The sequence below is a fragment of the Rhabdaerophilum sp. genome (genome assembly GCF_046092605.1).
Taxonomy (GTDB): Bacteria; Pseudomonadota; Alphaproteobacteria; order Rhizobiales; family Beijerinckiaceae; genus Rhabdaerophilum.
The window spans coordinates 1-18,757 of the sequence record NZ_JBJTDY010000090.1 but is presented as its reverse complement, the minus strand read 5'-3'; the positions used below and the strand labels follow the sequence as shown (position 1 = coordinate 18,757).

At 64.4% G+C, this 18,757-nt stretch carries 18 protein-coding genes; 8 read left to right on the top strand and 10 right to left on the bottom strand.

The window, feature by feature from the left end:
• The first annotated feature begins 129 nt into the window (after window positions 1-129).
• A complete protein-coding gene (locus ACKODO_RS07435) occupies window positions 130-2,988 on the top strand; it encodes an EAL domain-containing protein (RefSeq protein WP_408982812.1) in 2,859 nt (952 codons plus the stop codon).
• Between the two features lie 6 nt (window positions 2,989-2,994).
• Here ACKODO_RS07435 and ACKODO_RS07430 read toward each other — a convergent pair whose 3' ends face one another.
• Window positions 2,995-3,606, bottom strand: coding sequence for a YqgE/AlgH family protein (locus ACKODO_RS07430; RefSeq protein ID WP_408982811.1), 612 nt, complete (start codon window positions 3,604-3,606; stop codon window positions 2,995-2,997).
• A 123-nt stretch (window positions 3,607-3,729) separates the two neighbouring features.
• Between ACKODO_RS07430 and ACKODO_RS07425 the strand changes: the two genes are divergently transcribed.
• Complete coding sequence (locus ACKODO_RS07425; RefSeq protein WP_408982810.1) at window positions 3,730-4,563, top strand: protein-disulfide reductase DsbD domain-containing protein; 834 nt, start codon at window positions 3,730-3,732, stop codon at window positions 4,561-4,563.
• A 58-nt stretch (window positions 4,564-4,621) separates the two neighbouring features.
• A complete protein-coding gene (locus ACKODO_RS07420) occupies window positions 4,622-5,107 on the top strand; it encodes a peroxiredoxin (protein ID WP_408982809.1) in 486 nt (161 codons plus the stop codon).
• 56 nt (window positions 5,108-5,163) lie between these two features.
• Here ACKODO_RS07420 and rnhA read toward each other — a convergent pair whose 3' ends face one another.
• On the bottom strand, window positions 5,164-5,643 hold the full coding sequence (gene rnhA / locus ACKODO_RS07415; RefSeq protein ID WP_408982808.1) for a ribonuclease HI: 480 nt from the start codon (window positions 5,641-5,643) through the stop codon (window positions 5,164-5,166).
• On the bottom strand, window positions 5,640-6,605 hold the full coding sequence (gene thrB, locus ACKODO_RS07410; protein WP_408982807.1) for a homoserine kinase: 966 nt from the start codon (window positions 6,603-6,605) through the stop codon (window positions 5,640-5,642). The genes rnhA and thrB overlap by 4 nt, the downstream gene beginning before the upstream one ends.
• Before the next feature lie 116 nt (window positions 6,606-6,721).
• Between thrB and ACKODO_RS07405 the strand changes: the two genes are divergently transcribed.
• Window positions 6,722-7,603, top strand: coding sequence for a DMT family transporter (locus ACKODO_RS07405; RefSeq protein ID WP_408982806.1), 882 nt, complete (start codon window positions 6,722-6,724; stop codon window positions 7,601-7,603).
• A 100-nt stretch (window positions 7,604-7,703) separates the two neighbouring features.
• Here the strand turns inward: ACKODO_RS07405 and ispH are convergent, their stop codons facing one another.
• Window positions 7,704-8,666, bottom strand: a complete 963-nt coding sequence (gene ispH, locus ACKODO_RS07400; protein ID WP_408982805.1) for a 4-hydroxy-3-methylbut-2-enyl diphosphate reductase — start codon at window positions 8,664-8,666, stop codon at window positions 7,704-7,706.
• A gap of 272 nt (window positions 8,667-8,938) precedes the next feature.
• Here ispH and ACKODO_RS07395 point away from each other — a divergent pair, with 272 nt between their 5' ends.
• Window positions 8,939-9,403: a DUF6101 family protein gene (locus ACKODO_RS07395; RefSeq protein ID WP_408982804.1), complete on the top strand. Its 465-nt coding sequence runs from the start codon at window positions 8,939-8,941 to the stop codon at window positions 9,401-9,403.
• A 10-nt stretch (window positions 9,404-9,413) separates the two neighbouring features.
• Here the strand turns inward: ACKODO_RS07395 and ubiA are convergent, their stop codons facing one another.
• Both ubiA and ACKODO_RS07385 read right to left on the bottom strand, forming a co-directional pair.
• Window positions 9,414-10,325 carry a 4-hydroxybenzoate octaprenyltransferase gene (gene ubiA, locus ACKODO_RS07390; protein WP_408982803.1) on the bottom strand — a complete coding sequence of 304 codons (912 nt, stop codon included), beginning with the start codon at window positions 10,323-10,325 and terminating at the stop codon, window positions 9,414-9,416.
• Window positions 10,322-10,738 (bottom strand): hypothetical protein, encoded by a 417-nt coding sequence (locus ACKODO_RS07385; RefSeq protein ID WP_408982802.1) that lies wholly within the window; start codon window positions 10,736-10,738, stop codon window positions 10,322-10,324. Before ACKODO_RS07385 ends, ubiA begins: the two co-directional genes overlap by 4 nt.
• A gap of 189 nt (window positions 10,739-10,927) precedes the next feature.
• Between ACKODO_RS07385 and ACKODO_RS07380 the strand changes: the two genes are divergently transcribed.
• Entirely contained in the window at window positions 10,928-11,677 is a 750-nt protein-coding gene (locus ACKODO_RS07380; protein ID WP_408982801.1) for a 16S rRNA (uracil(1498)-N(3))-methyltransferase, read from the top strand.
• 97 nt (window positions 11,678-11,774) lie between these two features.
• The gene (locus ACKODO_RS07375) at window positions 11,775-13,145 is read left to right on the top strand and encodes a glutamate--cysteine ligase (protein ID WP_408982800.1); all 1,371 of its coding nucleotides are present in this window, start codon (window positions 11,775-11,777) and stop codon (window positions 13,143-13,145) included.
• Here the strand turns inward: ACKODO_RS07375 and ACKODO_RS07370 are convergent, their stop codons facing one another.
• A complete protein-coding gene (locus tag ACKODO_RS07370; RefSeq protein WP_408982799.1) occupies window positions 13,146-14,045 on the bottom strand; it encodes a LysR substrate-binding domain-containing protein in 900 nt (299 codons plus the stop codon).
• Between the two features lie 196 nt (window positions 14,046-14,241).
• Here ACKODO_RS07370 and ACKODO_RS07365 point away from each other — a divergent pair, with 196 nt between their 5' ends.
• On the top strand, window positions 14,242-14,583 hold the full coding sequence (locus tag ACKODO_RS07365) for a DUF1127 domain-containing protein (protein ID WP_408982798.1): 342 nt from the start codon (window positions 14,242-14,244) through the stop codon (window positions 14,581-14,583).
• A 99-nt stretch (window positions 14,584-14,682) separates the two neighbouring features.
• Here the strand turns inward: ACKODO_RS07365 and ACKODO_RS07360 are convergent, their stop codons facing one another.
• The 3 genes from ACKODO_RS07360 to ACKODO_RS07350 all read right to left on the bottom strand — a co-directional run bounded on the left by ACKODO_RS07360 (window position 14,683) and on the right by ACKODO_RS07350 (window position 18,653).
• A complete protein-coding gene (locus ACKODO_RS07360; RefSeq protein ID WP_408982797.1) occupies window positions 14,683-15,360 on the bottom strand; it encodes a DUF937 domain-containing protein in 678 nt (225 codons plus the stop codon).
• A gap of 66 nt (window positions 15,361-15,426) precedes the next feature.
• Window positions 15,427-16,791 (bottom strand): MATE family efflux transporter, encoded by a 1,365-nt coding sequence (locus ACKODO_RS07355; RefSeq protein WP_408982796.1) that lies wholly within the window; start codon window positions 16,789-16,791, stop codon window positions 15,427-15,429.
• Complete coding sequence (locus ACKODO_RS07350; RefSeq protein WP_408982795.1) at window positions 16,788-18,653, bottom strand: monovalent cation:proton antiporter-2 (CPA2) family protein; 1,866 nt, start codon at window positions 18,651-18,653, stop codon at window positions 16,788-16,790. Before ACKODO_RS07350 ends, ACKODO_RS07355 begins: the two co-directional genes overlap by 4 nt.
• Between the last annotated feature and the right edge of the window lie 104 nt (window positions 18,654-18,757).

Genomic DNA, 18,757 nt, shown 5'->3' with positions numbered 1-18,757 from the left:
GCGCTTGCTGCAAGAGAGACCCGACGTTACCACTCGACCCTGACGCGGCGCCTTGCTTCCCCCCCCCCCGGATATGCCCCGACCCGAAAGGTTCGCGGCAATGCCGCGCCTCGCTTTTCGCCGCTCGCGCTGGTGCTGCTTTTTCTTGCCCTGCTTGCTCCGCTGTCCGCCGCGCGCGCGCTCGATGCGATCCGCATCACGCCACAATCCGAGGCGATTGACCTGCTTCCCGCGATCCAGACCTACCAGTCACGCGAGGATCGCCTCGAAATCCAGACCGCGCGCGACGCGAATGGCATCGTGCGCCGCATCGAGGTGCAGGCCCGCGAGGCCGGCGCCCGCCCGCGCTGGATCGCCTTCGCGCTGCAGAACGATTCGAACGAGACCATCGAACGCGTGCTCGTGGCCCCGCGCTTCAAGCTGGCCGGCTCGGGGGTCTTCTGGCCGGATCTCGCCTCGGTGCGAATCGAGGCGATCACGGCGAGCCATGGCTTCCGCCCGGAGCGCGAGGAAGGCACCGAGGCCGATCTCTTCGCGATCACGCTCGAACCCGGCGCGATCGTCACCTTCGTGGCCGAATTGCGCGGCTCGCGCCTGCCCGAACTCACCCTGTGGGACCCGGAGGTCTACAAGGACAAGCTCAACGCTCTGACGCTCTATCGCGGCATCGTGACCGGCATTGCCGGCCTTCTGGCGATCTTCCTCACCATCGTGCTCACCCTGCGTGCAGCCATGATCTTTCCGGCCTCGGCGGCGCTGGCTTGGTCGGTCCTCGTCTATCTCGGCATTGATTTCGGCTTCATCGGCCGGTTCTTCGCGCTCCGGCCGGAGGTCGAGAACATCTATCGCGCCGGCGCGGAAGCGGTGCTGGGCGGCACCTTGCTGGTGTTCCTCTTCGCCTATCTCAACCTCAACCGCTGGCATGCGCGCTACGGGCATATCACGCTCGTCTGGCTGGGCCTGCTCGGCGCGCTGATTGCGCTGTCGAGCATCGATCCCAGCGTGGCCTCGGGCATTGCCCGCATCTCGATGGCGGTGATCGCCGTGATCGGCTTCGTGCTCATCGTCTATCTCGCCTTCCACCGCTATGACCGGGCGATGATGCTGGTCCCGACCTGGTTCCTGCTGCTGGTCTGGGTGGGCGGCGCGGCTTTGGTTGTTTCCGGGCAGGTGACGAACGATGTGGCTGCCCCTGCCCTGCTGGGGGGCCTCGTGCTCATCGTGCTGATGATCGCCTTCACCGTGATGCAGAATGTCTTCTCTTCCGGTGCCGTGATCAGCGGCGCGGTCCCCGATGCCGAGCGCAAGGCCCTCGCTTTCGTGGGCGGCGGCGACCTCCTCTTCGACTGGGATGTCAGCGACGACCACATGCATCTCTCGCCGGAACTCGAGATGCATCTGGGCCTCGAAAGGGGCACGCTGGATGGTCGCGCCTCGGTGCTCATCAACGTGATCCATCCGGCTGACCGCGACCGTTATCGTGCGGCGCTGGATGCCATGATCGAGCAGAAGCGCGGACGCATCGGGCAGGATTTCCGCCTGATGGCGCGCGATGGCTCGACCGTCTGGTATCGCCTGAAGGCCAGGCCAGTGGTGAACCGGGATGGCGAGGTGATTCGCATCGTCGGTAGCCTGCTCGACGTCACCGCCGTGCACACCACGCAGGATCGCCTCCTGCATGATGCGATCCACGACCACCTGACCGGTCTTCCGAACCGCCGCCTGCTGCTCGATCGCCTCGAGACCTCGCTGATCAACGCGCGGCATGGTGGCGCGGGTGCGCGCAAGCCGGTGCTGATCCTGCTCGATATCGACCGGTTCAAGCAGGTGAACGAATCCGTGGGTGTTTCGGCCGGCGACATCATCCTGCTCACCATCGCCCGGCGGCTCGCCCGCGTGGTCCGGCCGGGCGACACGCTGGCGCGCATTTCCGGCGACAGTTTCGCGCTCGTCGTGCTTTCCGAACAGGAGCCGCAGCGCGTTGTCGCGCTGGCCGATCTGGTGCGGCGCGCCGTGTCGACCCCCATCACACATGGCGAGCGGCAGATCTACCTCACCGGCTCGGTGGGGGTGGCGCTGCTGGATGAAACCTCGTTGAATGACAAGGAAGCCTTCATCCGCAATGCGGAGCTGGCGGCAATTCACGCCAAGCGGACGGGGCGCGATCGCGTGGAGATCTACCGAGGCTCCATGCGCAACACGCCGCATGACCGGTTCAGCCTCTCGAACGATCTGCGTCGCGCCATCGAGCGCAACGAGCTGGAGGTGCAGTTCCAGCCGATCGTGCGGCTGGAGGATCGCTCCATCGCCGGTTTCGAGGCGCTGATCCGCTGGAACCATCCGCGCCTCGGCCGATTGCCGCCGGGTGAGTTCATCTCGATCGCGGAAGAGAGTGGCCTGATCGTTGATATCGGCCTCTTCGTGCTGGAAACGACGGCGCGCGAACTCTCCGCCTGGCAGCAATCCCTCGTCGTCGATCCGCCGATCTTCGCGAGCGTGAATGTCTCCAGTCGCCAGCTCATCCGGCAGGATATCCTGCAGGATCTCAAGAACGTGCTCCTGCGTCACCCTTGCGCGCGAGGCTCGCTGAAGCTCGAGATCACCGAGACCTTGGTGATGGAAAACCCGGAATATGCGGCGCAAATCCTCGAAAAGGCACGCGAGCTTGGTGTCGGCCTCGCGCTTGACGATTTCGGCACGGGCTTCTCTTCGCTCTCCTATCTCCAGCGCTTCCCCTTCGACACGCTGAAGATCGACCAGAGTTTCGTGCGGCACGACGAGACCGGCAAACGTCCGCTCATCCTGCGTTCCATCGTAGGCCTCGCGCAGGATCTCGGGATGGATATCGTGGCGGAGGGGGCCGAATCCGAGGCTGATACGGTGGAACTCTTCCAGCTGGGCTGCCAGTTCGCGCAAGGCTACGTGTTCGGAGCGGCGATCAGCATTGATCAGGCGCGCAAGCTCATCGGGCTTTCGAGCGCAGCCTGAGATGCTTTACCCGTGCCCGGCCTCGCTGGAAAGGAAAACGGGGTCGATGCCCAGCATGCGCAGGGCTGCATCGTATTTCCGTTCCTGATCCGCACCGAACAGCAGGTCTTCCGTGGCCGGCGCATGCAGCCAGGCATTGGCCTGGAGTTCGGTTTCAAGCTGCCCCGCCGCCCAGCTGGAATAGCCAAGCGCGAGAAGCGCACGATCCGGCCCCTCGCCACGGGCGATGGCTTTCAGGATATCGACCGTGATCGTCAGCCCGATCTGCCCGGAAACGGGCAAGGTGGAATTCTCGATGGCGAAATCGGCGGAATGCAGCACGAAGCCCCGCGTGGGCTCCACCGGCCCGCCCGAGAGCACGGCCGTGCTTGCTGCCCGCTCTGGCAGGCGGATCGCCTGATCGCGCGAGATCAGATCGAGCTGCACCAGCAATTCCGGGAAGTTCAGGTTCTGTGCTCGTCGGTTGACAACAAGGCCCATCGCGCCTTCATCGGAATGGGCGCAGATATAGATCACGCTACGGGAGAAGCGCTCGTCCGGCATGGATGGCATCGCGATGAGCAGGTGCCCATCGAGAAACCCTTTCTTGCCACCGCCGCGGATCTTGTCGAGTTTCATTCTGACAGTTTTGCAAGTGTGGACGCGCTTGCCAAGGGGCTCTGCGGGAAAGTGCTGCGTCGAAAAGGCTTCCTCACGGGAATGTGGGTGGTTTTTGAACTTCTGCGGCGCAATATGGCGTTCATGCCTTGGTTGCTCGCCATTTTCGCCGTGCTGCTCTCCCTTGTTCCCGCGCTTGCGGGCGGCGCGCGAGCTTCGGCATGGGCAGAGTTCCGCGAGGTCCGCTTGCGGCTCCTGCTGATCGAACCCGCCCCCGGAGACATGGTGATTCGCGGCGGCATCGGCATTCGCCTCATGCCGGATTACAAGACCTATTGGCGCAATCCTGGCGATTCCGGCGTTCCGCCGATTTTCGATTTCGCGGGTTCGAAAGGGGCATCCGATTTCGAGGTGCGCTTTCCCATGCCCACGCGTTTCGATGATGGCGCGGGGGGGCAGGCCTGGGGCTACAAGACAGACGTCATCCTGCCCTTCAGCGCGAAAAAGACCGGAAACGGGCCGCTTTCGCTCTCGCTCAAGCTCGATTTCGCCGTTTGCGGCACGATCTGCATTCCGCTTTCTGCTCATCTCCACCTCGAAGGGGGGCATCCCGTAGGCAATGATGTGATCGATGCGATCCGCCACGCGGAAGCACGGGTGCCGAACCGCCTTTCCCCGGCGGATCTTGCCGCGCGCATGCGCATCGAGCGGCGCGATGCGGGCGAAAGGCCGGTCTTCACGCTGGACATCCGGCATGATGCGGAGTTGGAAGATTTCGCGGTCTTTGCGGAATCGCGCGGCTATCTCCACATCAAGGCGCCGGTTCAAGTGGCGCCCGGCCGCTATCAGGTGGTGCTCAAGGGCCAGCCTCCGCCGGGCGATGACAAGCGCTTCGGCCCGGTGCGCTTTACCTTCGGCTCGAAGAAAGAGCCCTATGAGGGTTTTCTGGACCTCGACGGGAATGACACTTCGCCATAGTTACGTGAGGCGTCGTTCTTTGACGTCGTTTTCCGAATGTCTCAACCTGAGGTGTCCCATGCCGATCGCCGCCGGAGATCGTCTCCCCGATGTGAAGTTTTTCGTGATCGGCGAGGCCGGCCCCAAACCGCTCACCACGTCCGAAGTGTTCGGCGGCAAGACCTCCGTGATCATTGGCGTGCCCGGTGCCTTCACGCCGACCTGCCACAAGACCCACCTGCCGGGCTTCCTGAAGGAGGCGGAGAACTTCAAGGCCAGGGGCGTGGACCAGATCGTCGTGATCGCCGTGAACGATCCCTGGGTGATGCAGCGCTGGGAAGAGGAAACCGGTGCCTCCGGCAAGATCCGCTTCCTCTCCGACGGAAACGCCGAATTCGCCAAGGCGACCGGGCTCGATGCCGATATCTCGGTCGTGGGATTTGGAACGCGCCTCAAGCGCTGCTCCATGCTCGTGAAGGATGGCGTGGTCGACAAGATCAACATCGAGGTCGAGCGCGGCGCGGTGAACCTCTCCTCCGCCGAAACGCTGATGTGCCAGCTCTGATCGCGGCAGGTTTCCCGGCCGATCGGCCGCGGAGAATGCATGGTGAACCGGGAATCTCAGGCCGCGGCGTTGCCACCCGCGGTCTTTTTTCCCTCGCGCATCGCCTTGATGGCTTCGCGGGCGAGTTCATCCGCGCGCTCATTCATTTCGTTGCCCGCATGGCCTTTCACCCAGCGCCATTCGATCTCGTGGCGGCGGATGGCCTCGTCGAGCGCCTGCCAGAGATCGACATTCTTCACGGGCTTCTTGTCGGCCGTGCGCCAGCCATTCTTCTTCCAGCCGAAGATCCAGCCGGTGATGCCGCCCTTCACATATTGGCTGTCGGTGTGGAGGATGACCTTGCAGGGGCGCCTCAGCGCGGAAAGCGCAGCGATGGCCGCCTGCAACTCCATGCGATTATTCGTGGTTTCCGGCTCCGCGCCGGACATCTCTTTCTGCACCTCGCCATAGATCAGGATCGCGCCCCAGCCTCCGGGGCCGGGATTGCCCGAACAGGCGCCATCGGTCCAGATTTCAACCGCTTCCGTGCTGCTCACAGGGCGAGCCCATAGGCCGAGGCATCATCCACCGCCTGATGAAAGCGGAGCTTCTTCCAGTATTCCAGCGGGTCGAGCGGCCGCACCAGCGCGCCCGGCGGCACGTTCAGCCAATCCACGAGCCGCGTGAGCAGGAAGCGCAAAGCCGCACCCCGGCAGAGCACCGGCAGGGCCTCGATCTCGGCGCCGTTCAGCGGCCGGCGCGCACGATAGGTGGCAATCATCGCGCGCCCCTTCGTGAGGTTGAACGAGAAATCCGCCTCGAAACACCAGGCATTGAGACAGATCGCAAGATCATAGGCCAGCGCATCGTTGCAGGCAAAATAGAAGTCGATCACGCCTGAAAGCGTATCGCCCACGAAGAGCGTGTTGTTGGGGAAGAGATCCGCATGAATCACGCCTTGCGGCAGGTTGCGCGGCCAATGGCCCTCGAGCTCTTCCAGTTCGCGCGCGACAGCGGCGCCAAGGCCGGGCGCGACCGTATCGGCCCGGCTTGCAGCGGCCTCCGCCAGCGGGCGCCACCCCGAGACCGAGAGTGCATTCTCGCGATGCATCGCGAAACCCTTGCCGGCTTCATGCAGCCGGCCCAGAACCTCGCCGAGCGCCGTGCATTGCACGGCCGTCGGGCGGCGATAGGAGACACCTTCAAGGAAGGTGACAATCGCCGCCGGCCGCCCGCACAGCGTGCGAAGTGCTTTGCCGTCATGTGCCTTCACCGGCAGCGGGCAATGGATGCCGCGATCCGCGAGATGGCCCATCAGCCCCAGGAAGAAGGGTAGATCCTCCACCTTCACGCGCTTCTCGTAGAGCGTGAGAATGAAGCGGCCGCGCTCGGTCTCGATCAGGAAATTCGAGTTCTCCACCCCCTCCGCAATGCCCTTGAAGGAGAGCAGGCCGCCGAGATCATAGGCCGCGAGGAAGGCGCCCAGATCCTCGGCGCTGACATCGGTATAGACGGCCATGGGACGGGATCTCCCCTTCGTCGCGCGCGGGCGTGACAGAATCTTGACAAGCGTGATACGCCTTGCCGCGCGGGCTCGTCAAACATGGCCGGGCCTCCGGAGAGAAGGAATCCACCATGCTCTGGGCCGTCTTCACCGTGATGGCCGCGGCCGCCCAGACCTTGCGCAATGCCATGCAGCGCGATCTGGTGGAGCGCGTGGGCGTGGTGGGCGCCACGCATGTGCGCTTTCTGTTCGGCTTTCCCTTCGCGCTGGTGTTTCTGGCGGGCATGAGCCTCCTCGTGCGCGAGTCCGTGCCGCCTATTCCGGCCGGCGTTTTGCCGGTGGTGCTCGGCGCCGCCCTGTCGCAGATTGCCGCGACGGGCCTGATGCTTCAGGCGATGCGGCTCAGATCCTTCACGGTCGCGACCGCCTACACCAAGACCGAGCCGGTGCTCGTGGCCCTGTTCGGGCTGATCTTCCTGGGCGAATGGCTGGCACCGATGGCGCTCGCGGCCATCGGGATCGCCACCTTCGGCGTGCTGCTCACGGCCTGGCCCGCGAGGAAGGGTGAGGGCTGGTCCGTGGAAGCCCTGGGCTACGGGCTGGTGAGCGCAGCCTTTTTCGCGCTTTCGGCCATCGGCTTTCGTGCCGGCATCCATGGGTTGCCGGGAGGCAACTTCGCGATCCGCGCTTCCACCGTGCTCGCCCTTGGGCTTGGCCTGCAGGCGGGCCTGCTGACGCTCTACCTCGCCATCCTTGATCGACCGGCCTTGCGCGCGATCATCGGCGCGTGGAAGCCGTCGCTTCTCGCAGGGTTCATGGGTGCTCTCGCCTCGCAATTCAGGTTTCTGGGGTTCTCGCACACCTCGGCGGCGAAGGTGCGCACGCTGGCGCTGATCGAGGTGTTCTTTGCACGTCTCGTCTCGGGCCGGCTCTTCCGCGAGAAGCCGACCCTTCGCGAGGGGATCGGCCTTGCGCTCATCGTGGCTGGCGTGGCTTTGCTGCTGAATGCATAGAGCATTTTCCGATCCAGTGGATACCGGCTGGTCGCAGAAAATGCGTGAAACAATGAGGAATGAGAGCGAACGGCCTCTTTCCATCCGATCGGAGTGAGCTCTAGGCTGTTGCTGCTTCGCGCAACTGGCGGGGAAGCGGAAAGAACACGCTTTCATCGGCCGTGGAGACGGTTTCCACGCTGACGTCGAAACGCTGTGCGAAGGCGGCGATGATCTCCTCCACCAGCACTTCCGGGGCGGAAGCGCCGGCGGTGATGCCGAGCGAGCGAATGTCGCCGAAAACCGACCAGTCGATTTCATCCGTGCGGAGCACGAGCGCGGTCTTCGTGCAACCCGAACGCTCGGCCACCTCGCGCAGGCGCTGGCTGTTCGAGGAATTCGGCGAACCAACCACGATCAGCGCTTCCACCAGCGGTGCGACACGTTTCACGGCCTCTTGCCGGTTGGTGGTGGCGTAGCAGATATCTTCCTTGTGCGGCGCCGCGATCTCCGGGAAGCGCGCCTTCAGGGCGGCCACGATCGCTGCGGTATCATCCACGGAGAGCGTGGTCTGTGTCACGAAGGCAAGCGCTGTGCCGGGCGGGAAAGCAAGCCTCGCCACATCAGCCTCGGTTTCCACCAGATGCACCATGCCGGCCGGCAACTGGCCCATGGTGCCCACCACTTCCGGGTGGCCCGCATGGCCCACGAGAATAATCGTGCGGCCACGCTTGAAGTGGATTTCCGCCTCGCGATGCACCTTGGTGACCAGTGGGCAGGTCGCGTCGATCGAAAAGAGCCGGCGGTTCCTGGCGGTTTGCGGCACGGATTTCGGCACGCCATGGGCGGAAAAGATCACAGGCGCCTGTGTCTCGGGGATTTCATCGAGTTCATCGACGAAGATCGCGCCCTTGCGTTTCAGGCTATCCACCACGAAGCGGTTATGCACGATCTCGTGGCGGACATAGACCGGAGCTCCATATTTCCGCAGCGCTTCCTCCACCACATCGATGGCCCGTACGACACCGGCGCAGAAGCCGCGCGGCGCGCAAAGCAGGATGGGAAGCGGCGGCTTTTCGGCCATGGGCGATGTTCCGGACACGCTTCGGGTTGTGGGCCGCGGAGGGCCGCGCGTCAAGCGGAACGCGGTTACATTTCGTGAAGCTTAAGAACAGGAAAGAGGCCTTAAGGCCCGAGGATACCGCCCCTTAACCAGCCTTCTTGACGGAAAGTCGAGCCCTGTCCGCCCATTCTCCCCGCGTGATCAGGCCAATCAGAGCCGGACACAACAACAGGAATGGAAAGGCAGGCCAGCCGGCCGGTCTTTCCGAGAGATCAGATCAGACAGGCGGCGGGATGCAATTCTCTCTTCCCTTCGAGCAATCACGCCTGGCCGAAATGGCCGGGTTCGCGAATGACAATACCTCGCCGGGCCTCGGCAGCGCGCCGAAAGGCACGGCCGGCCTCGCCCTGTCCTGCGAGACGGATCCGGCCGGCCAACCGATCGGCGTGATCCGCCCCGTGCTGGTGAGTGGCGTGCTGGGCGCGCCGCTCCACATCGCGCATGATGGCGCGGATATCATCGCCCTCTGGCGCCGCTTCGGGCAGATGATGAACCTGCCGCTCTACGTCATCTCGGCCGAGGGCCAGCTTGAGGCTTTCCAGCTTGCGCCGGGGGGGAAAAGCCTTCCGCGCCGCAGCGGCTCGCCGCTTTCCGGAAGGCGCACGCGCTTCGCCCGGAAACGGCAGATGCCGGTTTGCCCGCCGCACCACCCCGTGCATCCGAGGTCTCGTTCGCGCGGGTCCAAGCGGCGACCCTGAGCCTGGCGCTTCAGATCATCGCATCGAGCGCAAGCCCGGCGAAAAGCAGCAGGCCGGCATCCCGGTTGGAGCGGAACAGCTTCAGCGCCTGCTGCGCATCCTCGCGCCGGAGCACCGCAACCTGCCAGCTGAGATGGCTTGCGAAAGCCGCAAGGCCAATCCAGCCCATCATGCCTGAACCCGCCAAGTCCAGCGCAAGAAAAAACAGCAGAAGCGTGCCCGCATACATCGCCGCGATGAAGAGCCGCACCTGCTCGCCATAGGCGCGCGCCGTCGAGCCGATACCAATGATCGCGTCATCCTCGATATCCTGCAGCGCATAGATCGTGTCGTAGCCGATCACCCAGAGGATAGCGCCGGCATAGAGCGCGAAGGCAGCCCAGGGCCAATGGCCGAGCTCGGTCGCGAAGCCCATCAGTGCCCCCCAGGCAAAGGCCAGGCCCAGCACGATCTGCGGGTGGTTCGTGAAGCGCTTCATGAAGGGATAGACAACCACCGGCGCGAGCGCGGCGAAGCCCGCCAGAATGGCGAAACCGTTGAAGTTCAGCAGCACCGCCAAACCGACGAGAGATTGCAGCAGAAGAAACAGGAAAGCCTGCTTCGTGCTCACCTGGCCGGAGGGGATGGGGCGCGCGCGCGTGCGGGCAACCATCGCATCGAGATCGCGATCGGTGATGTCATTCCAGGTGGAGCCGGCTCCGCGCATGGCGATCGCGCCGATCAGGAACAGCGCAAGGGTCAGAAGATTGGGCCAGGTGCCACCCATCTTCGCGGCCAGAGCCGCGCTCCACCAGCAGGGCAGGAGCAGAAGCCACCAGCCGATGGGGCGATCCCACCGGGCGAGCCGCGCATAAGGGAGAGACCAGGCCGGGAGGCGATCGACCACAGGGTGGCGGATGGCGTCCGGTGTCGGCCCGCTCACAACGCGCCGCTCGGAAGGCGGATGCCGGCGCCGGGCGGGGGCGCGCCACGCGGGCCGCCGTCTTCCTTCTGCTGCCGGGCAGCCGTGCAGACCTGCCCGCGCGCCTGCAATGTCGCCCCGTTGGCGCCCTTGAGCTGCGCGATGAAATCCTCCGGGATCTGGCACCAATCCTTGTTTTCGGTCATCCACTTGATGAAGCGGGCCTCGACACCGGAAAGAGTGTTGAAGGCGCTGCACGCCACCTCGGCGGTGGGGCGCTTCTTGCCGAAATTGTTGATGCGCTCGATCGCGGCCTGCCGCTCTCCACTCAGCTTCTGGAAGTCCTGCTGGCAACTGGCCGGCGCGGCGAAGGCATGGACCACCGAGAAGGCATGGGCCGCCGAGAAGAGAAGCGCCACCGGAACATAACGCATGCACCCGAGCATCGAACGACCCTGCACCTTTTCTGTTCGGACAACATTCCGCCCCCTCGTTGACGGGCCAATGCGGAATTTGCGAGATCAATCGCCATCCTGCACAAAAAAACAAGGCGATTCTTGGATGCTTCCGGCAACGGATCGGAAATTTCGCCACGAAAGCCTGTCCGGAGGGTTTGAGACGCGATGGCCCGCTATGAATTCGCGACCCACCGGCTCTTCGTCGAAGCCCCAATGGCGCGGGAAGCCCGCATTCCGCTCACCCCCGAGGCCTTCAACTACCTCGCCCATGTGCTGCGCATGCCCGAGGGCGGCCGGCTGCTGGTGTTCAACGGGCGCGACGGCGAGTTCGAGGCGACCTTCCACCTCCTGGGCAAGAAGGCCGGCGCCGTTCATATTCGCGTGCAAACCCGCTTGCAGGACAGGCCGGGGCGCATCACCCTGGCCTTCGCGCCCCTCAAGTCGGCGCGGCTCGAATACCTCGTCCAGAAGGCGGTGGAGATGGGTGCCGCACGCATGGTGCCCGTGCTCACGCGACGCACGCAGATGCGCGGCCTCAAGCCCGAAAAACTCCGGGCCTGGGCCATCGAGGCCGCTGAGCAATGCGGTATCCTCAGCCTGCCGGAGATTGCGCCGGAGATGACGCTGGACGCTTTTCTTGATCTTCAAGCCACTGATAGCGCTCTGATTTTTTGTGATGAGGAAGCGCATACCTCCGACCCCGTCGCGGTTCTGCGGCAGGTTGCCCCGGCCGGTCCGCTTACGCTGCTGATCGGGCCGGAAGGCGGCTTCGACGAGGCCGAGCGCACGCGCCTGCTGGCGCGGAAAAACGTCATCCGGCTGTCGCTGGGTCCGCGCATCCTCCGCGCTGATACGGCGGTTGTAGCCGGGCTTGCCGCCCTGCAGATCGCAATCGGGGACTGGCGGGCGGATTGAACTCGGCCCGGGGCATCCCTATAAATCGTGTCCGGCTTCGCTTCGCGTCTCGCGTTGCCTGTTCCGGCTTGATGAACCGAACGAAGCGGGGGTGCCGATGGCGCGCGACACGATCGATCTCACTCCGATCGAAACCCGGCACGAGTTGATCGAGTGGTTCGAGAAGGGCATCAAGCCCGAGAACGAGTTCCGGATCGGCACCGAACACGAGAAATTCCCCTTTTACGCCACGACTCATCGCCCCGTGGGCTATGAGGGTCCTCGCGGCATCCGCGCCCTGCTCGATGGCATGCAAGCCCTGCTCGGCTGGGAGCCCATTCTGGAGAATGGCCTGCCCATCGGCCTTTTCGATGTCACCGGGGGTGGCGCAATCAGCCTCGAGCCCGGCGGTCAGTTCGAATTGTCTGGTGCCCCGCTCGAAACCATTCACCAGACCTGCGTGGAACTCGGCGCGCATCTCGCACAATTGAAGCAGGTGGCAGATCCCTTGGGAATCCGCTTCCTCGGCATCGGCATGAGCCCGCTCTGGACCCTTGCCGAAACACCCGTGATGCCGAAATCACGTTACAGGATCATGCGCGCCTATATGCCGAAGGTCGGCACGCGCGGCCTTGACATGATGTTCCGCACCTCGACCGTGCAGGTCAACCTCGACTTCTCCTCCGAAGCCGACATGGTCAAGAAGCTCAGGATGAGCATTGCCCTGCAGCCCATCGCGACCGCGCTCTTCGCCAATTCCCCTTTCACCGAAGGCAAACCGAACGGCAAATTGTCGATGCGTTCGGAAATCTGGCGCGACACGGATAATCACCGCGCGGGCATGCTGCCCTTCGTTTTCGAGGACGGTTTCGGGTTCGAGCGCTATGTCGATTACGCGCTGGACGTTCCGATGTATTTCGTGAAACGTCGCGACCATTACCATGATGTGAGCGGCCAGAATTTCCGCCATCTCCTGGCCGGCACGCTCGAAAGCCTGCCGGGCGAGCGCGCCTATGTCTCGGATTGGGCGAACCATCTCTCGACCATTTTCCCGGAGGTTCGGCTGAAACGCTATCTCGAGATGCGCGGGCAGGATGTCGGCCCGCGTGGCTTCATCTGCGCCGAAAGCGCGTTCTGGATGGGGCTGTTCTACGATTCCGCCAGCCTGGAAGCGGCCTGGGATCTCGCGAGGGACTGGACAGCCGAGGAACGGCAGGCCTTGCGCGACGCCGTGCCGGCACAGGGCTTCCGGGCCGAGATCCGCGGCCGTTCGGTGCTCGATCTCGCGCGGGAATTGCTGGCCCTGTCGCGGCAGGGCCTCGAGCGCCGCAACCGGCTCGACAGGAGCGGGCGAAACGAGACGATCTATCTCGAACCGCTGGAAGCGTTGGTCGCGGCGGGCGAGACGCAGGCGGAGCAGCTGCTCCGCCGCTACAGGCATGAATGGCACGGCTCGGTGGAACCGGTCTTCGAGGCCCTCGCCTACTGATTACTCCGCCGCCTGAAGCCGCGTCGCGGCCGCGCGTTCTAGTGACAGGTTATCGAGGCTCTGAATGATGTGGTCTGCCAGAGCGTCGATCACATGGTCATGCCGCTTGGCATTGCGCAGCAGCGCGATCTTCACGGTGGGCAGCGGATCGAAGCCTTCGTGTTCCGTCAGCACGCGCATGCCCGGGCGGATCGCGCTTTCCGGCAGAACACCCACCGCGAGCCCCGAGAGCACGGCCGCGCCGACGGCCGAGGAGTTCCAGCTCGTATAGAGCACGCGATGCGGTACGGCCCGCGCTTCCAGCCGCGCGACAGCCGACCGACGCCAGGCGCAGGTATCGCGCCCGAGCGCCAGCGGCAAGGGCCGCGCCTCGTGCACGCAATGGCGCTGCGAGGAAACCCACAGGAGCTTCTCCTCGCGGATGATCTCGCCAATGTCGCGCTGTTTCGAGTGGGTGATGATGGCGAGATCGATCTCGCAGGCCTGCATGTTCTCGACCAAAGCCGGAGTGGGCTCGCAGACCACCGCCACCTCGATACCGGGATTGGAGGCCGTGAACCGCGCCATGATCTCCGGCAGGTAGCGCTCCGCATAATCATCCGGCACGCCGAGCTTCACGCTGCCGGTGAGCTTGTCTCCGCGAAAGGCACTGATGACTTCATCGTTGAGGCGCAACATCCGATAGGCATAATCCAGCAGTTTTTCGCCATCGGGGGTGAGCTTCGCGGCGCGCCCTTCCTTGCCGAAGATCTCGCGACCCAGCCGCTCCTCCAGCTTGCGGATCTGCATCGAGACCGCGCTCTGGGTCTTGTGGACGATATCCGCCGCGCGTGTGAAGGAGCCGGTTTCGGCAATGGCCACAAGCGTGCGCAGATGATCGTTATCCAGAACCGGCAGCATGGATCATCCCCCGTTTTCGGCCTGCCCGAGGCCGTTTGTGGCCAAGCTGGCCCGGAAATCCCAAGTCATCACTCATGCTGATGAGTGCATCAGAAACATTCGTTTCTCTTATAGGGAGAGGTTTGGTAGGTCAAGAACGTTGCCGCAACGCGCGGCGGTTCGATCCGGCGGTTTTCCGGACCCCTGGAGGTTACCCATGTCGTTCTTCACCGGTTTCCTTGTTCCGCTCGGCCTTTCGGCCGCGAAACGCATCCGCAAGTTCGTCGGGGTGATCCAGAATCGTCGCCAGCTGCATGAACTGTCCCATTGGGACCGTCATGCACTGAAGGATATCGGCCTCACGCCGTCTGATCTGGTGGGGGCACTCTCCCTTCCCCTCCACCGGGATCCCTCGGAGCACCTTGCTCAAATGTCCGGGCGCTCCCCCCGGCAGAGCCTTGAGGATTGCCTCCGAGAAAAACACCAGGCGAACGTGAGCCAGGGTCGTATTGCCCGGCCGGCTCGACTCCCCTCCAGCCGGCCCGCCCTGTCGGCGTAAGCAGCAGCAATCCGGACGCGCCAGGCTTTCTCCCGAGCCTGGCGCTTCTTTTTTGAGGTTTCGAAACGAAAGCTGCGGGTTCTTCCCCGCGCCTGTCCTTTACCGGCGGGTGACCTGCTGGAAAATCTGGGACAGCGCTTCCATCTGCGCGGTGTGCACCTCCTGCCCGGTCTGGAACATGCCCTTCAGCATATCGAGGCCTGCCGCGACAGGATCCTGCGGGTCCGGCAGCGGCTGGGGTGCGCGCCCGCCGAAGAAGCTGCCGAAAAAGGTCTCCAGCATGTTGCCGGCCTGCTGCTGCGGTGTGGGCGCGGGCTGGCCGAACATGCCGCCAAGGACGCCGCCAAGGCCGCCATTCATCGCGCCCTTGAAGAGCCCGCCCATCACCATCGAGGCGATGACCGGGAGCATCTGCTGCATCATTTGGACCGGCAGGCCGGCGAATTGAGCGGCTTGCCGAGCCACGGCCTCAGTGGTTTCCGGGTTGCCGAACATCGCGCCCAGCGCGTTCTGTCCTTCGTTCTCGAGATGATCGGGAATGCCAGCCCCACCGGAATCGAAGAACTGCGCGCTATTTCGCGCCTGCCCCAGCGAGGCCAGCATGTTCTGCCAGCCTTCGATGGTCTGGGTCTGCTGCTGCAGCCCCATCGAGAAAGCGGGGAGAAGCGCCTCGACCGCCTTCTGCGCCTGATCCGACCCGATGCCGAACTGTTTCGCGAGGTTCTGGTAGGCGTTGCCGCCCTGCGCGTTCTGCATGATCTCGAAAAGGTTCAGCATCGTCCAACTCCCCCGGCAACTGTTCGGCATCAGGTTAGGCGCATGCCGGTCCATGCGCAATGCGGCTCAGCGCTCATCCGGCGGGTGGCCCTGCGCCTCGATCCGCGCGATGGCGCGGAAGGCAGTCACGAGCCCCGCCGTACCGAAGGCAATCGACCCCAGCGCGACACCGATCATCGCGCCCTCGACGCCTCCGAAATGCGCGCCGAGCCAGGCGACCGGGATCGTGCCGGCCGTCGCGCGCCCCCAGTTGAAGGCTGTGGAATAGAGCGGGAAGCCCAGATTGTTGAAGGCTGCGTTCGCCACGAACAGGAAGCCGTTGAACAGCCAGGCGAGCCCGGAAATCGCGCAGAAGAAAGCCACATATTGCGCCGTCAGGCCGCTTACGCCGAACATGCCGGCGATCGCATGGCGCGACAGGAACAGGATGGTCCAGGCCAGGAGACAGTAGACCAGCGCAAAGAGCAGAGCATCGCGCAGAGCCTGCCGCAGCCGGCCATATTGCCGCGCGCCGAGATTCTGCGCGAGGATCGGCCCCACGGCACCGGACAACGCGAAGAGCACGCCGAAGGCAAGCGGTGTCAGCCGGTCGATGATCGTGCTCGCGGCAATCGCCTCGGCGCCGAAGGGTGCGAGGATGCGATAGACGAAGAGCGCGGCGACGGGCGTGGCGACATTCGTGAGGATCGCCGGAAGAGCGATATCGAAGAAGGGCTTCGCATCGGCTCGAATCTCGTCGAGCCTCGGGCGCCGCAGCAGGCGATGCACCATCACGATGCCATGCAGGCCGACCGCCATGAACACCAGCCGCGACACGACGGTGGCCAGCGCCGCGCCATCCGTGCCGAGCTTCAGCGCGAAGATGAAGAACGGATCGGCCACGGCCGTCACCAGCCCGCCGAACAAGGTGACATTCATGGCCCGGCGCGGATCGCCCACGGCACGCAGAAAACCCGAAAGAGCCATGCCCACGGCCATCAGCGCGTTGGCCGGCAGCGTGATCCAGAGGAAGCGTTCGGCCACTTCCAGGGGCACGCCCGTCGCGCCGAGCTTCGGCAGCATCCAGGGCATGGCCGCCAGCAACCCGCCACTCACCGCGACGCCCACCAGAATGGCCAGCACGAGGGAAGTTGAGGCGATGCGCCGGGCGCCTTCCTCATCCAGCGCGCCGCGCCTGCGGGCGACCATCGCGGAACCGGCGATCATCGAGCCGATATTCACGGAAATCGCCACGAACAGGATGGTCGTGGCATAGCCCACGCCCGCGGTCAGCCGGTCGTCACGCAGCAGCGAGACATAGAAGAGCGACAGGAAATCGACGAGGAAGATCGCCATCAGGCCGACGGCACCGGTGCCGGTCATGGTCAGCACGTGGCGGAGCGTGGAGCCGTGAGTAAACGGCGCGAGATCGGGCGATGCGGGCACGCTCACGAGGATTCCCCCGCGACGCCTTCTCGCGCCTGCTGCTCGCGGGACTCGTCCTTGTCCCTCCGGGTGATGTCCTTGCCCTCGCGACGCGGAGCAATGAGCGGCTCGGGGGTCACCTTCACGACATGGAGAAGGTCCATCCCGGCGAAGAGACCCTCGTCACGCTGGCGGTTGAGGCGCTGGATATCCCGACGACGAACATCGTCGCGCAATTCATCCGCTTCATCCCCGGGCATGCCCAAGGCGACGAGAGCTTCGCGACCGAAGGCCAGGGCACTGTCGAAGGTTTCGCGGAAGGGTGCCCGCACGCCGCGCTCCATCAGGTCGAGCGCATGGGTGCGATCAAAGGCGCGGGCGATGAGCTTCGCGGAAGGGAAGGCGCGCCGCGCCATTTCCGCGATGGCGGACGCCGCCTCGCGATCATCCACGCAAACCGCGATCACGCTTGCGCGCTCCGCACCCGCCGCGCGGAGCACATCAAGACGGCGACCATCGCCATAATAGACCTTGAAGCCGAAGCGGGCGGCGGTCTTGATCTGGTCGATGTTGCGATCGATCACGGTCACGTTGCGCTCGGCGGCGAGGAAGACCTGATTCACGACCTGCCCGAAACGCCCGAATCCGATCACCAGCACCTCGCCATCCGCATCCTCGAAATTCTCTTCCATCGAGGGTTCTTTGCCGAGCCGATTCTTGCGCCAGGCAAGGGCGGGCTCCACGAGTTTCGCGAGGATCGGCCCAAAAAACATCGTCAGCGCCGCAATGGCCGAGAAGATGGTCGCGATGTCGCCGGCCAGCAGCCCGATGCTCGCCGCCAGCGGCAGGATGACGAAGGCGAATTCGCCCGCAGGCGAGAGCAGAACCGCGCCGCGCACGGAATTCGAGAAGCCCAGCTTGCCCGCGCGCAGCAGAACGAAGACGAGCAGGATCTTCAGCGTCATCAGCCCTATCGCGCCGCCGAGGATCGCCGGCAGGTTCGCGCGGATGATCGCGGTGTCAAGACCCATCCCGACGCTCATGAAGAACAGGCCAAGCAGGAGACCGCGGAAGGGCTCGATATCCGCTTCGAGCTGGTGGCGGAAATTGCTCTCGGCCAGCATCAGCCCGGCGATGAAGGCGCCGAGCGCGGCCGAAAGTCCGGCCTTGTGCATCAGTTCGGCCGAGCCCAGAACCAGCAGCAAGGCAGCGGCCGTCATGATCTCGCGGGCATTGGCCTTTGCCAGCAGCCGGAAGAACGGATTGAGCAGGAATTTCCCGGCCAGAACCAGCGCCAGCACGGCAGCGGCAGCCATGCCGATCTCGTCGAGATGGCTCCAGAAACCGTCCGAATCCGCTTTCGACTGCGTGAGCGCGAAAAGCGGCAGGATCGCCAGGAAGGGCACCACGGCGATATCCTGGAAGAGCAGCACCGCGAAGCTCTTCTGGCCATAGGCCGAGCCCATGGCGCCGCGTTCCTCGAGCATCTGCAGGGCGATTGCCGTGGCGGAAAGCGCGAATGCGAAGGCCACAGCGGCAAGACCCGCGCCCTTGAAGCCAAGGAGCCACAGCGCAGCGGCGATCAGCACGCCCGACAACACCATCTGCGCCACGCCGAAGATCAGGATATCCCGGCGCATCGAAAGGAGTTTCGAAGGCTTCAGTTCGAGCCCGATCACGAAAAGGAACATCACCACGCCGAGTTCGGCAAAGGAGCGCAGCGCATTGGCATCGCGGAACAGGCCGAAGCCCGATGGGCCGATCGCCAGCCCTGCCACGAAATAGCCGAGCACGGCCGAGAGCCCGGCGAACCGGAAGGCCGGGACGGCGATCACCGCCGCGCCCAGGAACACGAGCGCGAGAAGGAGGATGGATTGGGGTTCGGACATGATTGCTTTCGTCATGCACTAGCCAATGCGGAAAAGCCAAGCGCTTTCGCCGCCTTGCGAATCACGAGGGCGCGATATCGCGCCTGCCCCGCGCCCTCGTGATT

Bases quoted from the DNA above. Each gene is read 5' to 3' on its own strand.
- thrB (WP_408982807.1), bottom strand. From the start codon at position 6,605: ATGGCCGTCTATACCGATGTCAGCGCCGAGGATCTGGGCGCCTTCCTC.
- ACKODO_RS07360 (WP_408982797.1), bottom strand. From the start codon at position 15,360: ATGCTGAACCTTTTCGAGATCATGCAGAACGCGCAGGGCGGCAACGCC.
- ACKODO_RS07430 (WP_408982811.1), bottom strand. From the start codon at position 3,606: ATGAAACTCGACAAGATCCGCGGCGGTGGCAAGAAAGGGTTTCTCGAT.
- ACKODO_RS07370 (WP_408982799.1), bottom strand. From the start codon at position 14,045: ATGCTGCCGGTTCTGGATAACGATCATCTGCGCACGCTTGTGGCCATT.
- ACKODO_RS07350 (WP_408982795.1), bottom strand. From the start codon at position 18,653: ATGTCCGAACCCCAATCCATCCTCCTTCTCGCGCTCGTGTTCCTGGGC.
- ACKODO_RS07380 (WP_408982801.1), top strand. From the start codon at position 10,928: ATGGCCCGCTATGAATTCGCGACCCACCGGCTCTTCGTCGAAGCCCCA.
- ACKODO_RS07425 (WP_408982810.1), top strand. From the start codon at position 3,730: ATGCCTTGGTTGCTCGCCATTTTCGCCGTGCTGCTCTCCCTTGTTCCC.
- ACKODO_RS07405 (WP_408982806.1), top strand. From the start codon at position 6,722: ATGCTCTGGGCCGTCTTCACCGTGATGGCCGCGGCCGCCCAGACCTTG.
- ACKODO_RS07385 (WP_408982802.1), bottom strand. From the start codon at position 10,738: ATGCGTTATGTTCCGGTGGCGCTTCTCTTCTCGGCGGCCCATGCCTTC.
- ACKODO_RS07420 (WP_408982809.1), top strand. From the start codon at position 4,622: ATGCCGATCGCCGCCGGAGATCGTCTCCCCGATGTGAAGTTTTTCGTG.
- ACKODO_RS07375 (WP_408982800.1), top strand. From the start codon at position 11,775: ATGGCGCGCGACACGATCGATCTCACTCCGATCGAAACCCGGCACGAG.
- ACKODO_RS07365 (WP_408982798.1), top strand. From the start codon at position 14,242: ATGTCGTTCTTCACCGGTTTCCTTGTTCCGCTCGGCCTTTCGGCCGCG.
- ispH (WP_408982805.1), bottom strand. From the start codon at position 8,666: ATGGCCGAAAAGCCGCCGCTTCCCATCCTGCTTTGCGCGCCGCGCGGC.
- ACKODO_RS07395 (WP_408982804.1), top strand. From the start codon at position 8,939: ATGCAATTCTCTCTTCCCTTCGAGCAATCACGCCTGGCCGAAATGGCC.